The 16,807-nt window shown below is 37.1% G+C and carries 17 protein-coding genes; 11 read left to right on the forward strand and 6 right to left on the reverse strand.

Translation table 11 applies throughout. The annotated features are described in order from the left end of the window. Positions 1 to 41: 41 nt before the first annotated feature. Positions 42 to 1,088, reverse strand: a complete 1,047-nt coding sequence (gene sohB / locus QE177_RS07235; RefSeq protein WP_280548307.1) for a protease SohB — start codon at positions 1,086 to 1,088, stop codon at positions 42 to 44. Positions 1,089 to 1,201: 113 nt separating this feature from the next. Between sohB and QE177_RS07240 the strand changes: the two genes are divergently transcribed. Continuing rightward, entirely contained in the window at positions 1,202 to 1,972 is a 771-nt protein-coding gene (locus QE177_RS07240; protein ID WP_280548309.1) for a YciK family oxidoreductase, read from the forward strand. A gap of 76 nt (positions 1,973 to 2,048) precedes the next feature. Here QE177_RS07240 and QE177_RS07245 read toward each other — a convergent pair whose 3' ends face one another. The 4 genes from QE177_RS07245 to QE177_RS07260 form a co-directional block, all read right to left on the reverse strand. Beyond that, positions 2,049 to 2,993, reverse strand: coding sequence for a hypothetical protein (locus QE177_RS07245; RefSeq protein ID WP_280548311.1), 945 nt, complete (start codon positions 2,991 to 2,993; stop codon positions 2,049 to 2,051). A gap of 145 nt (positions 2,994 to 3,138) precedes the next feature. Then, positions 3,139 to 4,065, reverse strand: a complete 927-nt coding sequence (gene rluB / locus QE177_RS07250; protein WP_280548313.1) for a 23S rRNA pseudouridine(2605) synthase RluB — start codon at positions 4,063 to 4,065, stop codon at positions 3,139 to 3,141. Positions 4,066 to 4,177: 112 nt separating this feature from the next. Continuing rightward, a complete protein-coding gene (locus tag QE177_RS07255) occupies positions 4,178 to 4,798 on the reverse strand; it encodes an L-threonylcarbamoyladenylate synthase (RefSeq protein WP_280548315.1) in 621 nt (206 codons plus the stop codon). Positions 4,799 to 4,891: 93 nt separating this feature from the next. Next, positions 4,892 to 5,749 carry a PHP domain-containing protein gene (locus QE177_RS07260; protein WP_280548317.1) on the reverse strand — a complete coding sequence of 286 codons (858 nt, stop codon included), beginning with the start codon at positions 5,747 to 5,749 and terminating at the stop codon, positions 4,892 to 4,894. A 313-nt stretch (positions 5,750 to 6,062) separates the two neighbouring features. Between QE177_RS07260 and QE177_RS07265 the strand changes: the two genes are divergently transcribed. The 10 genes from QE177_RS07265 to yciA all read left to right on the forward strand — a co-directional run bounded on the left by QE177_RS07265 (position 6,063) and on the right by yciA (position 15,645). Beyond that, the gene (locus QE177_RS07265; RefSeq protein WP_280548319.1) at positions 6,063 to 7,634 is read left to right on the forward strand and encodes an anthranilate synthase component 1; all 1,572 of its coding nucleotides are present in this window, start codon (positions 6,063 to 6,065) and stop codon (positions 7,632 to 7,634) included. Then, positions 7,634 to 8,212, forward strand: coding sequence for a gamma-glutamyl-gamma-aminobutyrate hydrolase family protein (locus QE177_RS07270; protein ID WP_280548322.1), 579 nt, complete (start codon positions 7,634 to 7,636; stop codon positions 8,210 to 8,212). The genes QE177_RS07265 and QE177_RS07270 overlap by 1 nt, the downstream gene beginning before the upstream one ends. Before the next feature lie 11 nt (positions 8,213 to 8,223). Continuing rightward, positions 8,224 to 9,231: an anthranilate phosphoribosyltransferase gene (trpD, locus tag QE177_RS07275; RefSeq protein WP_280548324.1), complete on the forward strand. Its 1,008-nt coding sequence runs from the start codon at positions 8,224 to 8,226 to the stop codon at positions 9,229 to 9,231. After that, positions 9,231 to 10,595 (forward strand): bifunctional indole-3-glycerol-phosphate synthase TrpC/phosphoribosylanthranilate isomerase TrpF, encoded by a 1,365-nt coding sequence (trpCF, locus tag QE177_RS07280; RefSeq protein ID WP_280548326.1) that lies wholly within the window; start codon positions 9,231 to 9,233, stop codon positions 10,593 to 10,595. Before trpD ends, trpCF begins: the two co-directional genes overlap by 1 nt. Positions 10,596 to 10,633: 38 nt before the next feature. Beyond that, positions 10,634 to 11,824, forward strand: a complete 1,191-nt coding sequence (gene trpB, locus QE177_RS07285; protein ID WP_280548327.1) for a tryptophan synthase subunit beta — start codon at positions 10,634 to 10,636, stop codon at positions 11,822 to 11,824. Then, positions 11,824 to 12,630 carry a tryptophan synthase subunit alpha gene (trpA, locus tag QE177_RS07290; RefSeq protein ID WP_280548329.1) on the forward strand — a complete coding sequence of 269 codons (807 nt, stop codon included), beginning with the start codon at positions 11,824 to 11,826 and terminating at the stop codon, positions 12,628 to 12,630. The genes trpB and trpA overlap by 1 nt, the downstream gene beginning before the upstream one ends. 229 nt (positions 12,631 to 12,859) lie before the next feature. Then, a complete protein-coding gene (locus QE177_RS07295; RefSeq protein ID WP_280548331.1) occupies positions 12,860 to 13,174 on the forward strand; it encodes a BON domain-containing protein in 315 nt (104 codons plus the stop codon). Positions 13,175 to 13,503: 329 nt separating this feature from the next. Then, positions 13,504 to 14,259 carry a YciC family protein gene (locus QE177_RS07300; RefSeq protein ID WP_280548335.1) on the forward strand — a complete coding sequence of 252 codons (756 nt, stop codon included), beginning with the start codon at positions 13,504 to 13,506 and terminating at the stop codon, positions 14,257 to 14,259. A 339-nt stretch (positions 14,260 to 14,598) separates the two neighbouring features. Then, the gene (locus QE177_RS07305) at positions 14,599 to 15,135 is read left to right on the forward strand and encodes a septation protein A (RefSeq protein ID WP_280548337.1); all 537 of its coding nucleotides are present in this window, start codon (positions 14,599 to 14,601) and stop codon (positions 15,133 to 15,135) included. Between the two features lie 69 nt (positions 15,136 to 15,204). Beyond that, complete coding sequence (gene yciA, locus QE177_RS07310) at positions 15,205 to 15,645, forward strand: acyl-CoA thioester hydrolase YciA (protein ID WP_280548339.1); 441 nt, start codon at positions 15,205 to 15,207, stop codon at positions 15,643 to 15,645. Positions 15,646 to 15,703: 58 nt separating this feature from the next. On the opposite strand, the gene QE177_RS07315 is transcribed toward yciA, so the two are convergent. After that, positions 15,704 to 16,408, reverse strand: coding sequence for a TonB family protein (locus tag QE177_RS07315; protein WP_280548341.1), 705 nt, complete (start codon positions 16,406 to 16,408; stop codon positions 15,704 to 15,706). Positions 16,409 to 16,807 lie beyond the last annotated feature (399 nt).

Consider the following 16,807-nt stretch of genomic DNA (forward strand, 5'->3'; position numbering starts at 1 on the left):
ATACCGGCTGAAAACGCCGGTATTTATTTCTTAATCTTAATTTAAAATAGTGGTTTCTGTCCTCTTTGCCACCAGCGTATTAACAACTTATCTGCATTTTCTATCATGCTGCCCATTAGGCGATCAACAAAACGTTTCGCAGGCGTATAAGTCACCGCAATAATTTCACGTGATTCAATTTGATTGATAATAATGTCATCACTAACGCCTATCTCATCAATTAAGCCTTTTTCCTTCGCTTGGACACCATACCAATGCTCACCTGTTGCAACAGCATTGATATCAAGGGCTGGCCGTTTTTGATGCACAAAATCTTTAAATAGTTGATGTGTTTCATTTAAATCTTGTACAAACTTCTTGCGTCCCTGCTCGGTATTTTCACCTAACAAAGTTAGTGTGCGTTTATACTCTCCGGCAGTATGCAATTCTACATCAATATCCTTTTTCTTAAGTAATCGATGAAAATTGGGTACTTGAGCAACCACACCAATAGAGCCAATAATGGCGAAGGGAGCCGCCACAATATGATCGGCGACACAAGCCATCATATAACCGCCGCTTGCCGCTACTTTATCCACCGAAACAATTAATTTCAGGCCTTTTTCTCGTAAACGATTTAGTTGAGAGGCAGCTAAACCATAGCCGTGCACAACACCACCTGGGCTTTCAAGCTTCAGTAAAACTTCATCTTTGTTGTCAGCAATTGATAGAATTGCAGTAATTTCTTCACGTAATGCATTGACTTCCAGAGCATTCATGCTGCCTTTAAAATCAATTACAAAAAGACAAGGTTTTTTTAGCGTTGTTTGACCAACTTTAGCATCCGCTTTCTGCTTTTTTTCTTCAATTTTACGTTGTTTCTTATAGGTTTTTAACCAAACTTTGTATTCAGCATCACTCATCTTAACCTGTTGCATTTCACGCTGACGTTCGCGATAAGCTTCACTTAAATCAATAAGTTTTAAATCACCTTTTTTGTTCTGCTTACGCAGCCCAATGCTAAAAATAAATAATGAAATCAATATAATAGCAACAAATACTGTAGCTATTTTAGCAACAAATAATCCATACGATGAAAGAAATTCCACAATTCTATCCTTCTTTACAGAATATAAACAATGGGGGTATTGTAACTAAAAACTTGATAAAGTGCTTATAACTCTCATTAATAAATTTGAATAATCAAAAGTAGGAAAATATCATGTTACATTACCAAGCTAAAGCTGATCTACTTAACCAAAAAAACATTCTAATTACAGGCGCTGGCGATGGCATTGGACGTGAAGCGGCATTAACTTATTCACGTTATGGCGCTAATCTTATTTTAGTCGGTAGAACACTGGCAAAACTAGAACACGTTAAACAGGAAATTATTTCTAATAGCAAATTTATACCTTCAGTTTCTATTTATCCACTTGATTTGTTAACAATAACTGAATCACAATGCCATGAATTAGCAACTGACATTAACCAAAATTATCCCTATCTTGATGGTGTATTACATAATGCCAGCATATTAGGAAAAATTGCACCGATTATTGATCAACCCATAAAACTCTGGCATGACGTTATGCAAGTAAACGTTAATGCAACTTTTATGCTAACACAAGCGCTACTACCACTGCTTTTACAAGCACCTAATAGTTCTTTAATATTTACTACATCAAGCGTCGGTAGACGAGGACGAGCTAATTGGGGTGCCTACTCGGTTTCCAAATTCGCAACGGAAGGTCTAATGCAGATATTATTTGATGAATATAAAGAGACTAATTTACGGGTTAATTGCATTAATCCTGGAGGAACAAGAACGCAAATGAGAGCAGACGCTTTTCCCTCAGAGGATCCTATGAAGTTAAAGACCTCACAAGAAATTATGCCGCTATATCTTTATCTAATGGGAGAAGACAGTATTAAAGAATCAGGAATAAGTTTTGATGCACAGCCTAATCGTAAACCAGGCGTGGCAAATTAATATTGACGTAATAAACGAAAAGCAAAAAATTAATAATGAGTGATGTAACTAATTATCAAATAAAGTTATTATTCAATTAGTGAGCTTTATAGGTATTTGCTGGGCGACGCTTTAATATCCCTGCATTAAAAATCATATTTGTTTGATTAATAAAAGCAGAATATTCATCACGATCATGCTTATTCTGCCCCAAATGGAAAGTGCTATACAATTTCGCCATATTGTAAAGATATTGATAATATTCTTCATAGATTTGTGCCTTAGATTCTACATTACTGATGTTTTTAAAATTATCAACAATTTCGACAATTTTATTAGCATAAGATTGTAAAGAATAATTATTGAAATTTGCAATTGGAAGTGCATATTCAAATGAATGAGTTACCGTATTTTGTTCGTTTAGGCCTTTATCAACAATTTGAATATTATTAACTTTTGATCCTACTACTGACAAAAAATCAATAAACTCCTCTTTAGTGAAACATTTTGTTTCCACATGCCCCTCTGATTGTTTGCTTTTATTCAAGGCTAAAACATTCAGAAAGGATGTGCCTATAGGGTAATCACATTTAAAAACATTATTATCAATAAATAAGGCATTACTACTTAATATTGGGCCCTGTACTTTTATTCCATCAACAACAATCTGATTATACTTTAAAGAGAGTAATTGGTTAGATATGATTTCTTTGAAAACCGAGCTGTATGCATAATAATATTGTTGGGTAGGATTAATAATTCCACCCTGGTTACCAGGATAAATGATAAATTCAGTTTTTTGGCCAAGAGGATATTCAATCGTATGCTTGCCAGATTGTAAATCAACTTGTTTAATTTCACCTTGAACAAGTTTAACAGGATGATTATCAATCTTAAAATAAAGTGCATCCTTATTATTATGACTAATGTAAAATTTCCCATCAGCTGAATTGGTTAATTGCCGCTCATCACAGCTTGCTAACAGCAATACAAATAGGCTGTTAGCGATAATTTGCCAAAATTGTGGCATATAAAATTTCAACCCTCTAATCAAGTTAACCTAATGAAAGTAGCTTATTTTGAGGTTCTTCTCAATTAAATTAAAAGTATTTATATAGCACTCTTTTTATCGATTAAACAAGTATTAGGTAGCTAAATTAGACTCTAATATTACCTTTAATTTTATATTACACTTTACGCGCAGGCTTACTACGTCCCTTTGCGGCTCCAGTTGCTCGTTTATTTGCTGCCCGCATCGAAGAAACTTGTGTATGTCGTTTTACAGCACGACGAATCTGATTTGCTTTAATACGACGTCTATCTTGCTCAACTGCTATCTTACTGGCTGTTTCATTACTAAGACCAACCAGTTGACGCAAATAATTAATCTGTGCTAAACCTAATTCCGTCCATCCCCCTCTAGGTAATCCTTTTGGTAAATAAATATCACCATAACGAACACGAATCAGGCGACTGACTTGAATGCCTACTGCTTCCCATAAACGTCTTACTTCACGATTACGACCTTCAGTTAAAGTAACATTAAACCATTGATTCATGCCTTCTCCGCCACGAAACTTCAAGGTCTTAAAATTAGCTTCACCATCTTCCAGTTGAACACCTTTGGTCAATTGACGAATTTTAGCATCATTAATTTCACCAAAAACACGAACGGCATATTCACGTTCAACCTCATGACGTGGATGCATCAAACGATTAGCCAGTTCTCCATCTGTAGTAAACAATAATAAACCACACGTATTAACATCTAAGCGCCCTATCGCAATCCAGCGAGAACCTGTTAATTTTGGTAAGCGATCAAATACGGTTGGACGTCCTTCTGGATCATGATGAGTACATAGCTCACCTTCTGGCTTATAATAAGCTAATATCCGACAAATGGTTTTCTCTGATTCTTTGATCCTTAACAGGTGACCATCTAAGCGAATTTTAGTGTTAGCCTTAACTTCTATTCGGTCACCCAACGTCGCTAATTGACCATCAACACTGATCCTGCCGGATTGAATAAAACTTTCTATTTCCCTGCGCGAACCATAACCACAACGAGCAAGGACTTTTTGTAACTTTTCACTTTTCTGCTTTTTAACGCTCATAGCGTAAACCTCTTGTGTCACCTTCACAGGCGTCATAATCATAAAAATAACTTAAAAAAATAAACTGTGCTTATTATACACAGTTTTTCTATTATCCCCAGCCGCAGTTTTTTTATTCAAATGGTATGGGTGAGCCCATTCCAACCCGAATGATATTTGGGGTACTCTCCGTTAAATCAACCACCGTAGTTGGTTTTTCACTTATATAACCGCCATTGATAATTAAATCAACTTGTTCGCCAATTAAACTTTCAATCTCCTCGGCGGAAGACTGTGCAAAATCATCACCTGGCAATATTAAGCTAGTAGATAATAAAGGTTCGCCAATTCCATCAAGCAGATCTCTTGCAATTGGATTGCTAGGTAAACGTATCCCTATTGTCTTACGTTTTTTATTCATTATCCGACGGGGTACTTCTTTTGTTGCAAGTAAAATAAAGGTGTAATGACCTGGTGTACTATTTTTAATCATTCTAAATACAGGATTGTCCAGATAAGCATATTCAGCTATTTCGGATAAATTACGACACATCAGCGTAAAATTGTGACGAGAATCCAATTGACGTAGGCGACAAATTTGCGTAAGGGCGTTTTTATTATCTAACTTACATCCAATTGCATAACCAGAATCAGTGGGATAAACAATAATGCCGCCTTTGTTTAATATATTTACGCATTGGCTAATTAAGCGAGGTTGTGGATTTTGCGGGTGAATTTGCAAAGATTGTCCCATGAATGTTCTCTATATATTATTTAATTAAACTTGAAAATTAAGCTATCAATATAACTAAACCGCTTACTATATAATATTTAAAATTCCCTATTTTCATCGCCACGTTTGCCAAACGGGAACAACACCTGCCGGTAGCCAAAGATTTCTACCTAGCTCAGACCAAGCACAAGGACGATGAAAATCAGAACCGACCGAAGCATATAAATCATGTAGTTTAGCTAACTCAGTCAAATTTTTTCGTTCATCTGGCGACTGCTGGCATTGAGCAATTTCAATTGCATCACCTTGTTGCTGTTTAAAATATAAAACTAACCTTTTTTGCCATTTTGCCGATAGTGAGTAGCGACCAGGATGTGCCAAGACGGCAACGCCGCCCGCTTGATGAATAACTTCTATTGCCTCATCAAGCTCACACCAATTAGCCGGAACATAACCTGGTTTACCTCGCGTTAAATATTTTTTAAAAACATGGCCGATACTTTTTTGTTTAGCATAATCCTTGATGTAACGAGCAAAATGGCTACGTGTTACCTGTCCCCCTGCTGCATAGCCTTTAGCATTTTGCCAAGCATCAGGAATACCGAATTTTTCTAATTTATCGCCTATTTTTTCTGCACGTTGATTACGTCGTGCCGTTTGCTTTTCAAGTAAACGTTTAAGAGCGCTTGCATCCAGATTAATATTAAGACCCACAATATGAATTTCAATTTTTTGCCAAAGCGTGGAAATTTCCACACCGGCAATTAATGTTAGCGGCTTATTTTTTTCATCAATATACTGCCGTGCCGGTAAAATTCCATTAACCGTATCATGATCAGTGATCGCTAATACGTCGACTCCCATTAATACTGCTCTATCAACTAACTCTAAGGGTGTGAGATCACCATCAGAAGCTCTTGTATGACAATGTAAATCATAAATAACAGATAGCTTCTCATTGTCTTGTGTCAAAATTTTACCCTCATTTTACTGCTGACAATTATAGAGAAAATTCATAGTGTGGCATAAATTACTTGACACAACTCGAACGATCTAGTTTACTAGTACAATGGATGGCAATATAGCTAATCTATCATGACACATTGCGAGGAAGAACAAAAATGACATTGGTATTTTTTATCGTCGCTAAAATCCGTCGGTGGCGCAATTCCCTTAAATGGGTGGTTTCTTCCTGTGCGTGAATAAATAACACAACACCAGATCGAAACCCGCCATGAAGCGGGTTTTTTATAGCCAATGAATATAAATATGAAAGGCAATTAATATGGAAAACATAGCAGTCAATCAAACAACTTTTCGCATATTAGAGAATAAGATTAACTATCAGCCTGAACCTTGTCTGTTATTTCATCACTTATGCAACAATCGCCCTGGCACTCTATTATTAGAATCTGCTGCCGTTGATAACAAGCAAAATCAACAAAGTATCTTGATTGTTAATAGTGCATTACGAATTACCGCCAATCAACAGCAAGTGACTTTTGCCGCTCTTAGTCCTAATGGAAATGCGCTATTAAGTCATATTGACATCGCATTACCAAGTGAATTAGAAAAAATCATGTCTGATGGTCAATTAGTCGTTAATTATCCGCAAATTGAACCCCATCTTGACGAAGATAGCCGATTAAAAGCAACTTCATCTTTTGATGCATTACGTTTGATTCATCATTTAGCCAAACATGACACCATTGATGCAGAAAAAATTCTTTTAGCAGGCTTATTCTCCTACGATTTAGTAGCTTATTTTGAAAATTTACCCCCGATAGCAAAATCTAATCGTTGTCCTGATTACTGTCTCTATTTAGCTGAACATTATCTTGTAATCGATCACCAACAGCAGTCAGCAAAACTCATAAGCGGCCAATTTTCAGCAAAACAATCGATTGCTAAAACGATATTAAACCGTCATCAAGCAATTATTACCGCAACTCAGCAATCATTATTACCCTTGCCAACTGGCGCTGAGATATCAACACCTTTAGTGGTCAATAAAAACGATAGTGAATACTGCGCCATGGTAGAAAAACTAAAAAAATACATCTATCAAGGTGATATTTTTCAAGTAGTACCTTCACGTAAATTTATGTTGCCATGTACCGCACCATTAAGTGCCTATCAACGACTTACCAGACAAAATCCCAGCCCTTACATGTTTTATATGCAAGATCAGGAATTTACTCTATTTGGTGCTTCACCTGAAAGCGCCCTCAAGTATGACGCCAAAAGTCGACAAATTGAACTATATCCGATCGCCGGAACTCGGCCAAGAGGTCGCAATACATTAGGCGAAATAGATGCTGATTTAGACAGTAAAATTGAACTGGCACTGCGAACTGATCAGAAAGAACTTGCTGAACATATTATGTTAGTTGATTTGGCTCGTAATGACTTAGCGCGTATTTGTCAGTCGGGTAGTCGATATGTTGCACATTTAACTGCCGTTGATCGTTATTCCCATGTTATGCACCTTGTTTCCCGAGTAGTTGGCAAATTAAGGGCTGATCTGGATGTATTACATGCTTATCAAGCCTGTATGAATATGGGGACTTTAACAGGTGCGCCTAAAATCAAAGCAATGACACTTATTGCTGACTATGAAAAGGAGAATCGAGGCAGCTATGGTGGCGCAATTGGCTATTTCAAGGGCAATGGAGATTTTGACACCTGTATTGTTATTCGTGCCGCTTATATAGAAGACGGCATTGCAGCTGTTCAAGTCGGCGCTGGCGTGGTATTAGATTCTGATCCACAGTCTGAAACGGACGAAACGCGCAATAAAGCCCAGGCAGTTATCAATGCCATTATGCAATCTCATCAAAGCTTGGAGGTATGCTAATGGCTGATATTTTACTACTCGATAATATTGATTCTTTTACTTATAACTTGGTTGATCAATTAAGAGTATTAGGTCATACCGTCACTATTTACCGCAATTCACTGCCTGGATGCATCATTGAACAGCGGCTTAAAAGGATGTCTTCACCTGTACTAATACTCTCTCCCGGCCCTGGTAAACCAGCCGATGCTGGCTGTATGCCTAAACTGCTGCCATCAGTACTGGGTAAAATCCCAGTAATTGGTATTTGCCTTGGTCATCAAGCAATTATTGAAGCCTATGGCGGAACAGTTTCATCGGCGAAAGAGATCATACACGGTAAAACATCTTTCGCTATACATGATGACCAATTTATGTTTAGTGGCCTAAACAATCCACTACCAATTGCCCGTTACCATTCTCTAATTGGTGAAAAAATTCCTGCTGATTTGATCATTAATGCTCACTGCCAAGGCGCAGTAATGGCCGTACGTCATAGCCAACATAAAGCCTGCGGATTTCAATTCCATCCTGAGTCGATTTTAACTCCTGAGGGAACCTCTTTATTAAACCAAACCCTATTATGGGCATTAAATTAAGGGGCAACAAAATGCAATTTATTTTGGACAAATTATTTAATGCACAAGTACTTACTCAACAAGAAAGTCATTTACTTTTTAGCACTATGATTCGAGGTGGATTAACGGAGTCCCAACTAGCTGGTGCATTGATTAGCATGAAAATGCGTGGAGAAGAGCCGAATGAAATTGTTGGTGCCGCGTTAGCTTGTTTAGAAAACGCGCAACCTTTTCCTCGACCTAATTACGATTTCTGCGATATCGTGGGTACTGGCGGTGATCACAGCAATAGTATTAATATTTCCACTGCCAGTGCTTTTGTCGCCGCAGAGTGTGGTTTAAAAGTTGCTAAACATGGCAATCGTAGTATATCAAGTCGTGCTGGCTCATCTGATTTACTGGCCTCTTTCGGCGTTCCGCTCGATATGACACCAAGCTCTGCACGACGTGCTTTAGATGAGGTCGGTATATGTTTTTTATTCGCACCACAATATCACCAGGGATTTCGCCATGCTGCCCCAATACGTAGTCAATTAAAAACTCGCACCCTCTTTAATATTCTTGGCCCATTAATAAATCCAGCTAAACCGCCAATTGCACTTATTGGTGTTTATGATCCAAAGCTCATTATACCTATTGCAAAGACTTTGCAATTAATAGGATATAAGCGAGCAGCCGTTGTACACAGCAGCGGAATAGACGAAGTCGCATTACATGGTCCTATTCAAGTCGCTGAATTAAATCAGGATGAAATTTTAACTTACCAACTCACTGCGCAAGATTTTGGCTTACCAAGCTATTCTTCAACAGAATTAATTGGCGGTTCGGTTGAAAAAAATCATCAACTGATTACCACGCTGTTACAGGGTAACGGGAAGCCTGCTCATACTAACACTGTGGCTGCCAATGTGGCATTACTGATGAAGCTCAATAATTATGAAGACCTAAAAACCAATACCGATTTTGTTTTGCAAGTTATTCGTAGCGGCAAAGCCTATCAACGGCTAACCATGCTAGCAAATAGAAAGGAGTTTCATTAATGCAAGCGACTATTTTACAAAAAATTGTTGCTGATAAAGTGAACGATTTAGCGGCAAAAAAACTAAAGCAACCATTAGCTAGCTTTATTGCGCAAGTTAAACCCAGTGAGCGTGACTTTTTCACGGCTATTTCACAAAATCATCCGGCATTTATTCTGGAGTGTAAAAAAGCTTCACCATCAAAAGGCATTATTCGTCATCACTTTGATCCTGTGCAAATTGCTAAAGAGTACCAAAATTATGCGTCAGCAATATCAGTGTTGACTGATGAAAAATATTTTCACGGCAGTTTTGACTATTTACGCCTGGTTAGTAACACTGTGCCACAACCGATTTTGTGCAAAGACTTCATTATTGATCCCTATCAAATCTATTTAGCTCGCTTTTACCAGGCAGACGCTATTTTATTGATGCTATCAATATTAGATGATCAGACCTATCTATCTTTAGCGACACTGGCAGATAATTTAAAGATGGGCATTCTGACTGAAGTGAGTAACGAAGAAGAGCTAAAACGCGCGATTAGGCTACAAGCTAACATTGTCGGTATCAATAATCGTGATCTTCGCGATCTGTCAATTGATTTAAATCGCACCAAACAATTTGCCCCGCAATTAGCCGCAGAAACTTTAGTTATCAGTGAATCAGGTATTTATAACCATCAACAAATTCGTCAACTCAGTAAACAAGTTGATGGCTTTTTGATCGGCAGCACGTTAATGAGCGAGGAGAACTTAATGTTAGCTATTCGTCGGCTAATTATTGGTGACAATAAAGTCTGTGGCCTCACTCGCCCACAAGATGCACAATGTGCTTATCAAGTCGGGGCGATTTATGGTGGCTTGATCTTTGCTGATAAATCACCACGAAAAGTAACATTAGAGCAAGCCAAAACCATTATAAAGGCAGCTCCTCTTAACTATGTTGGCGTTTTTCAACATCAAGCTAACTCATTTATTACTGAAATTAGTCATAAACTGAGCCTATTTGCCATCCAGTTACATGGTGATAAAACAGCGGCTGATATTCAACAACTTCGAACGTTATTACCGCCAAATTGTGAAATATGGCAAGCGGTAAATATGACCAAACCAGCTACCAGTTTCAACTTAAACAATATCGATCGTTATCTACTTGATAACGGTGAAGGTGGCACTGGTAAAACCTTTGATTGGTCAAAATTACCCTTGGATCATCTTGAGCAAATTATGCTAGCCGGTGGACTTAATGCCGACAACTGCCAACAAGCGGCGGCGTTAGGCTGTAGAGGTCTTGATTTCAATTCTGGCGCTGAACATCAGCCTGGCATAAAAAGTTGCCATAAGTTACAGATTATCTTTGAAAAATTGTTTGATTATTTATAAGCGTAACAATTTAATCCTTAGATTAACGGAATAAATTAATGAAGAAATTAAATCCCTACTTTGGCCAATTTGGTGGCCAATATGTGCCGGAAATTCTTATTCCCGCACTTAACGAACTGGAACAGGCTTTCATCGAAGCACAGCAAGATAATAGGTTTCAACAACAGTTTCACGATCTATTACAAAATTACGCTGGGCGTCCCACTGCCTTAACGCTATGTCGCAATTTAACTCTTGGGACTAAAACTAAACTTTATTTAAAGCGAGAAGATCTATTGCATGGTGGTGCCCATAAAACTAATCAAGTATTAGGCCAAGCTTTATTGGCAAAACGGATGGGCAAAACAGAAATTATTGCTGAAACCGGAGCCGGGCAACATGGCGTGGCCACAGCGCTAGCCTGTGCATTATTAGGGCTAAAATGTCGTATTTATATGGGGGAAAAAGATATCCATCGCCAATCACCCAATGTATTTCGTATGAAATTGATGGGAGCTAAAGTTATTGCGGTAAATAATGGTTCAGCTAGCTTAAAAGATGCTTGCAATGAAGCATTGAGAGATTGGTCAGGCAGCTATCACCAAGCACACTATTTACTTGGCACCGCTGCCGGTCCTCATCCCTATCCTACGCTGGTACGAGAGTTTCAACGTATGATTGGTGATGAAGCTAAAGCACAAATTTTAGCCAAAGAAGGGCGATTACCCGATGCGGTAATCGCTTGTGTCGGTGGTGGCTCTAATGCTATTGGCTTATTCACAGCTTTTAAACCTGAGCAAAACGTGCGTTTAATTGGGGTAGAACCGGCCGGTCTGGGTATTGATACTGGCTCTCATGGTGCACCGTTAAAACATGGACGGCTTGGCATCTTCTTCGGCATGAAATCGCCTATTATACAAACCGATGAAGGACAAATTAAAGAGTCTTATTCGATCTCGGCTGGACTAGATTTTCCCTCAGTAGGACCCGAGCATGCCTATTTAAATAGTATTGGCCGCGCTGATTATGTCTCGATTACCGATGATGAAGCTTTAGCTGCATTTAAAAAATTATCCACTCATGAGGGTATTATTCCAGCCTTGGAATCGTCACACGCCTTAGCTTATGCCTTAAAAATGATCAAGGCAGACCCCGCAAAAGAACAATTACTAATTGTTAATCTCTCAGGCCGCGGCGACAAAGATATTTATACTGTACATGCTATTTTGCAAACCAAAGGAGAGATCTAATGGAGCGTTATCAGCAACTATTTAAGCACTTAAATGATAAAAATCAGGGGGCATTCGTTCCATTTATCACCTTAGGCGATCCTAATGCCGAAATGTCGCTAAAAATTATTGATACATTAATTGAAGCACAAGCCGATGCATTAGAGATTGGAATTCCTTTTTCTGATCCTCTAGCTGATGGTCCAACTATTCAAAAGGCCAATTTACGCGCCCTTAATGCCAACATTACGCCAACCCGTTGTTTTGAGCTATTATCACAGATCCGTGAAAAGCACCCTTTGGTTCCTATTGGCCTATTAGTTTATGCTAATCTGGTTTTTAGTAATGGCATTGATAACTTTTATGCCCAATGTCAGCATAGTGGCATCGACTCCGTTTTAATCGCTGATGTGCCCATGAATGAGTCCGAACCCTTTCGTATGTCGGCACTGCGACACAATATTGCACCGATATTTATATGTCCGCCTAATGCAGATGAGCAGCTTTTACGCAAAATTGCTTTATATGGTCGTGGTTATACTTATTTACTCTCGCGTTCAGGTGTAACCGGTACAGAAAAAAAAGCCAATATTCCTGTTAGCCAGTTACTCACCAAGTTACAAGACTATCATGCCGCCCCGCCACTGTTGGGTTTTGGTATTTCTGAAGCGAAACAAGTCACTGATGCAATCAAAAATGGTGTAGTTGGTGCAATAACTGGTTCAGCCGTGGTTAAATTAATTGAAACTTATCATCAACAACCTGATGCATTATTGGCCAAATTAAAACAATTTGTTTCACTGATGAAAATGGCTACCTACAAATAGATATTTCAAGGCTATTGGACAAAGGCTTAATAGCCTGGTTATTTTTACAATTACTAATTTTCGATTCTAATAAGCAATTGTAACTAACGTGTCGCTACTAGTGCCAGCTATTCATTTGTAATTTATCCATATTTCATCAATAATCAGTATATTGACTGCAATGAAAATACTCATTTAGCATTCATAAAAGATAAATAAAATAACCCTCGTATTGATGGAGAATTGAATAATGAAATATCTTAAATCAATGACAGCGCTTTATACCGTGTTATTTATGGCATTATTCCTTTCTGCTTGTGCTCCAACAGCAAAAACAGAAGGAACTGGTGGATATATCGATGACACGGTTATTACAACTAAAGTGAAGACGGCACTATTGGCAGAAAAAAACTTGAAATCAACGCAAATCAATGTTGAAACTTTTAAAGGACGTGTGCAATTGAGTGGCTTTGTCAGTTCGCGTGCCGATGCTCAACGTGCAGTGCAAGTAACACAAGGTGTAGCAGGTGTGCAGTCAGTTATCGATTCGATGAAAGTACGATGATTGTTTTAGCCTTCAGCCCCTATTGGGGCTGAAATAAATATAATTTACCACCCTTGGCCCCTCTAACTAGATAATAAAACAATCACTTTTCATTACCAAATGGTTATAATATATCAATTATTTAACTGAATAATTATATTGCTATATCCAAAATTACTATAATATAAATATAACTCTTTTTTAATATTTTATCCTTACTTATAGAATAACGACAAAATTTACTGATATCGCAATAGCTTTACCATAGAAAAGCTATACGCTCTCGTCACTGTCAGTTACAATATGCAACTAAAATGTGATGATAAAAACCAGTTATAGGAGCAGTTTTCATGTCCATTACGGCCAACTCACTTATCAGCGATAGCTTTAATTTTTTTAAAAATCAGCTGAGCGGCCTTTTTATCCTGTCATTCATTTCAGCTACCATCAGTCTAATACTCTATTATTTTCTGGTACCTATCGATGAAATGGTAACTATTGTCAAAACCCTAGGTGGTCAAAATGACTCAACTTCACTTTTAACCTGGGTAAGCCAACTATCCGATGAAGAAAAAGCGATAATGATGAGAGTTTCATTACTATCATTGACTGCAGTTTTTATCGGATTAATATTATTAATTTCTTCAGTAGTTACTTATTTGTCAGAACTCAGTACTGGCAATAGCATCAGTGCATTGCAGGCTTTTATACTTTCGTTACGTATATTACCTAGCATGTTAATTTTGCTAGTTATATGCACTATTATAATTTATTTTGGTTTTATGCTATTCATACTACCGGGGGTCATTTTAGCTATTGGTTTTTCCTTATCGCCCATCATTTTAATAACCAGTAAAAACATCATGCCACTACGCGCTATTAGTCAAAGTTGGAAAATAGCCTTTCGTCATTGGTGGTTAATTCTATCAATTCTATTACTTTGGTTAGCATTACAAATGTTACTTACTATGCTACTTGGACAATTTCGTTTTTTACCGGGTATGGTAAATAATATTATCTCTTTTACACTAAATAATTTACTTACCTCTTTTACTTTGATTTATTTTTTCCGTCTCTACATGTTAATCGGAAAAACAACAAATTAAGCAGATAAAAATACCACGGTTATTATTTACCGTTAGATACCGTGGTAAGGTTTTATTATCAACTTAAAAAATTAATCATCTATCGTCGAACTAATATTCTGGCTCAAATTTCATTTAATTCATAATAACAAGCTAATTGCTTCAATAGGTTAATTCGTGAATTTCATTGCTTAGAAGATAATTTTATTGATAAAAATTTACGCCTATTAACCGTGTAACATTTTATCAAATAAGGTAATATAATATAACCCAAATTGGCAATATGATATTTTATAATTTATTAATCAAGTAATTATAAAAATTTATATTTATTCGAAAAGGATCAGGACAAGCGCCCTTATGAGACAACTATTAGATTTTATTCCTCTCATTGTTTTCTTTATTGTATATAAAAAAGTAGATATTTTTTACGCATCTGGCGCATTGATGGTTGCAACCGCTTTATCTATGCTGGCTATCTATCTTATCTATAAAAAAATTGCGAAAAGTTCGTTAATTACTTTAGTAATCGTGATAATTTTTGGCGGGTTGACCTTGATTTTCCATAGTGATCTTTTTATTAAATGGAAAGTGACGGTTATTTACGCTATTTTTTCATTAGCACTATTAGTCAGTCAGTATTTTACCCAAAAACCATTAATTCAAAGGATGCTGGGTAAAGAGATCCATTTAGCTAATGAAATTTGGTGTAAATTAAATCTATCATGGGCCATCTTTTTTGCCATCTGTGCGTTAGTTAATATTTATGTTGCCTTTTGGCTCCCTCAGGACGTCTGGGTCAATTTTAAAGTTTTTGGTTTGACCGCGGTCACGCTAATATTTACAATACTTAGCATGGTGTATATATATAAACATCTTCCTAAAGAACAAAAGTAATCGATATGATAATAACGGATACCTATTTCCAGTAGGTATATTGTGGCAAATAACAGAAGTAAATTTTTCATGACACAACAACAATTACCACAAGGGGAATTAGTTCTCCGTACATTAGCAATGCCCGCCGATACAAATGCTAACGGCGATATATTCGGCGGGTGGCTAATGTCACAAATGGATATTGGCGGCGCTATTCTAGCAAAAGAAAACGCACTTGGTCGCGTTGTTACTGTCGCCGTCAATGGGATCACGTTCCAAAAACCAGTCTCGGTCGGCGATGTGATATGTTGTTATGCTCATTGCATTAAAACAGGTAACACTTCTATCACCATCAATATTGAAGTCTGGGTCAAGAAAGTTTCTAGTGAGCCAGTAGGCCAACGCTATCGAGCTACAGAAGCCATTTTCACTTATGTCGCCGTTAATGAGGATAACTCTCCCCGTTGCTTACCTGAAGATAAACGTCATTACCAATTATCTACCCCAGATAACTCAACTTTCTCTTGACCGATTTTAACAGGCCAATTTACCTTGGCCTTTGAGCAAGTTTTATAATTAAACCAATTTAAGAAAGATTAATTGAACCATCAATTTTAAAAAGGAATGTCTTTTTTAATCCCTTAGCCGGAATTTTTTCATAATACCAACGATTCATCGCGCGCTTAACTTCACGTTCGAACATACCTCTAGGTGATGAATCAACCACTTCTAGATTAACGACTCTGCCATTTTCATCAATATCATACAGAACATTTACGTAGCCTTCTTTACCGAGTTTACGAGCGCGATCAGGATAATCTGGATGTTGAATTCTCAATGCCTTAGGACCTTCTATGGCAAATGATGGTGAAGCCATTTGGCTAGACTGCTGATTGTTATTAACACCAACATTAACATCGCTTATATTAGCTTGTTGTTGATTTGACTGTTCGACAATGGTTTTTTTAATTTGATGTTCTACTAACTGCTTAGATTTAGAATTTTGTTTAACAATTAACTTTTTCTGTATGACCTTCTTTTTCACAGGTAATGCCAATTTGGGTTCAACATCAGACTCTATTTTAGGCTTTATAGCCCCTTCTGGTTTATTATCAGCGACATTCACCGACTGGCTAATCCTACCAGGTGCAGCCAAGGTGACCATAGCTACTGACATAGATTCAGCTGTCGAAGCCGATAACATAGGCTGCAATAAAAACCAAGATACCGCTAACGAAGCATGTAGAAATAATGATAAACCAATAAATGATGCCGAACGGATCCAACGCATGAGAAAATTCTTTCTTAAATTAAGCAAATTAAATAAGTTGTATTCTAAATGCAAATAGCAATCATATTCAATAAGGATAGTCTGCTAAGATTAAAAAAGTATCTAGTAGTCGATAAAATTAGGCAATGATCGAATTTTTAATTAACGATATCAACATAGAAAGCCATAAAAATTAACCAATCAATAATGTATTTACTCATTTAAAATAACCAGCATTAACATTGGTGGTATAAAATAATAATCGACTAGTTGATTTGACAAACTATTACCCATGCAAGCAGCGAAAAAAATATAAAAATAATTAAAATATTCATAAAATACATTAAATTACTTTCACGAAAGCTAAAAATCATACTTTTAATATTCATAACAAATTTTATTTTGCTATAGTGAATAACC

This window comes from Arsenophonus sp. aPb, assembly GCF_029873475.1.
GTDB lineage: Bacteria > Pseudomonadota > Gammaproteobacteria > Enterobacterales > Enterobacteriaceae > Arsenophonus.

Excerpts from the sequence above, each read along its gene's own strand:
- QE177_RS07240 (WP_280548309.1), top strand. The coding sequence starts at position 1,202 with ATGTTACATTACCAAGCTAAAGCTGATCTACTTAACCAAAAAAACATT.
- rluB (WP_280548313.1), bottom strand. The coding sequence starts at position 4,065 with ATGAGCGTTAAAAAGCAGAAAAGTGAAAAGTTACAAAAAGTCCTTGCT.
- QE177_RS07255 (WP_280548315.1), bottom strand. The coding sequence starts at position 4,798 with ATGGGACAATCTTTGCAAATTCACCCGCAAAATCCACAACCTCGCTTA.
- QE177_RS07265 (WP_280548319.1), top strand. The coding sequence starts at position 6,063 with ATGGAAAACATAGCAGTCAATCAAACAACTTTTCGCATATTAGAGAAT.
- QE177_RS07270 (WP_280548322.1), top strand. The coding sequence starts at position 7,634 with ATGGCTGATATTTTACTACTCGATAATATTGATTCTTTTACTTATAAC.
- trpD (WP_280548324.1), top strand. The coding sequence starts at position 8,224 with ATGCAATTTATTTTGGACAAATTATTTAATGCACAAGTACTTACTCAA.
- trpCF (WP_280548326.1), top strand. The coding sequence starts at position 9,231 with ATGCAAGCGACTATTTTACAAAAAATTGTTGCTGATAAAGTGAACGAT.
- trpB (WP_280548327.1), top strand. The coding sequence starts at position 10,634 with ATGAAGAAATTAAATCCCTACTTTGGCCAATTTGGTGGCCAATATGTG.
- trpA (WP_280548329.1), top strand. The coding sequence starts at position 11,824 with ATGGAGCGTTATCAGCAACTATTTAAGCACTTAAATGATAAAAATCAG.
- QE177_RS07295 (WP_280548331.1), top strand. The coding sequence starts at position 12,860 with ATGAAATATCTTAAATCAATGACAGCGCTTTATACCGTGTTATTTATG.
- QE177_RS07300 (WP_280548335.1), top strand. The coding sequence starts at position 13,504 with ATGTCCATTACGGCCAACTCACTTATCAGCGATAGCTTTAATTTTTTT.
- QE177_RS07305 (WP_280548337.1), top strand. The coding sequence starts at position 14,599 with ATGAGACAACTATTAGATTTTATTCCTCTCATTGTTTTCTTTATTGTA.
- yciA (WP_280548339.1), top strand. The coding sequence starts at position 15,205 with ATGACACAACAACAATTACCACAAGGGGAATTAGTTCTCCGTACATTA.
- QE177_RS07315 (WP_280548341.1), bottom strand. The coding sequence starts at position 16,408 with ATGCGTTGGATCCGTTCGGCATCATTTATTGGTTTATCATTATTTCTA.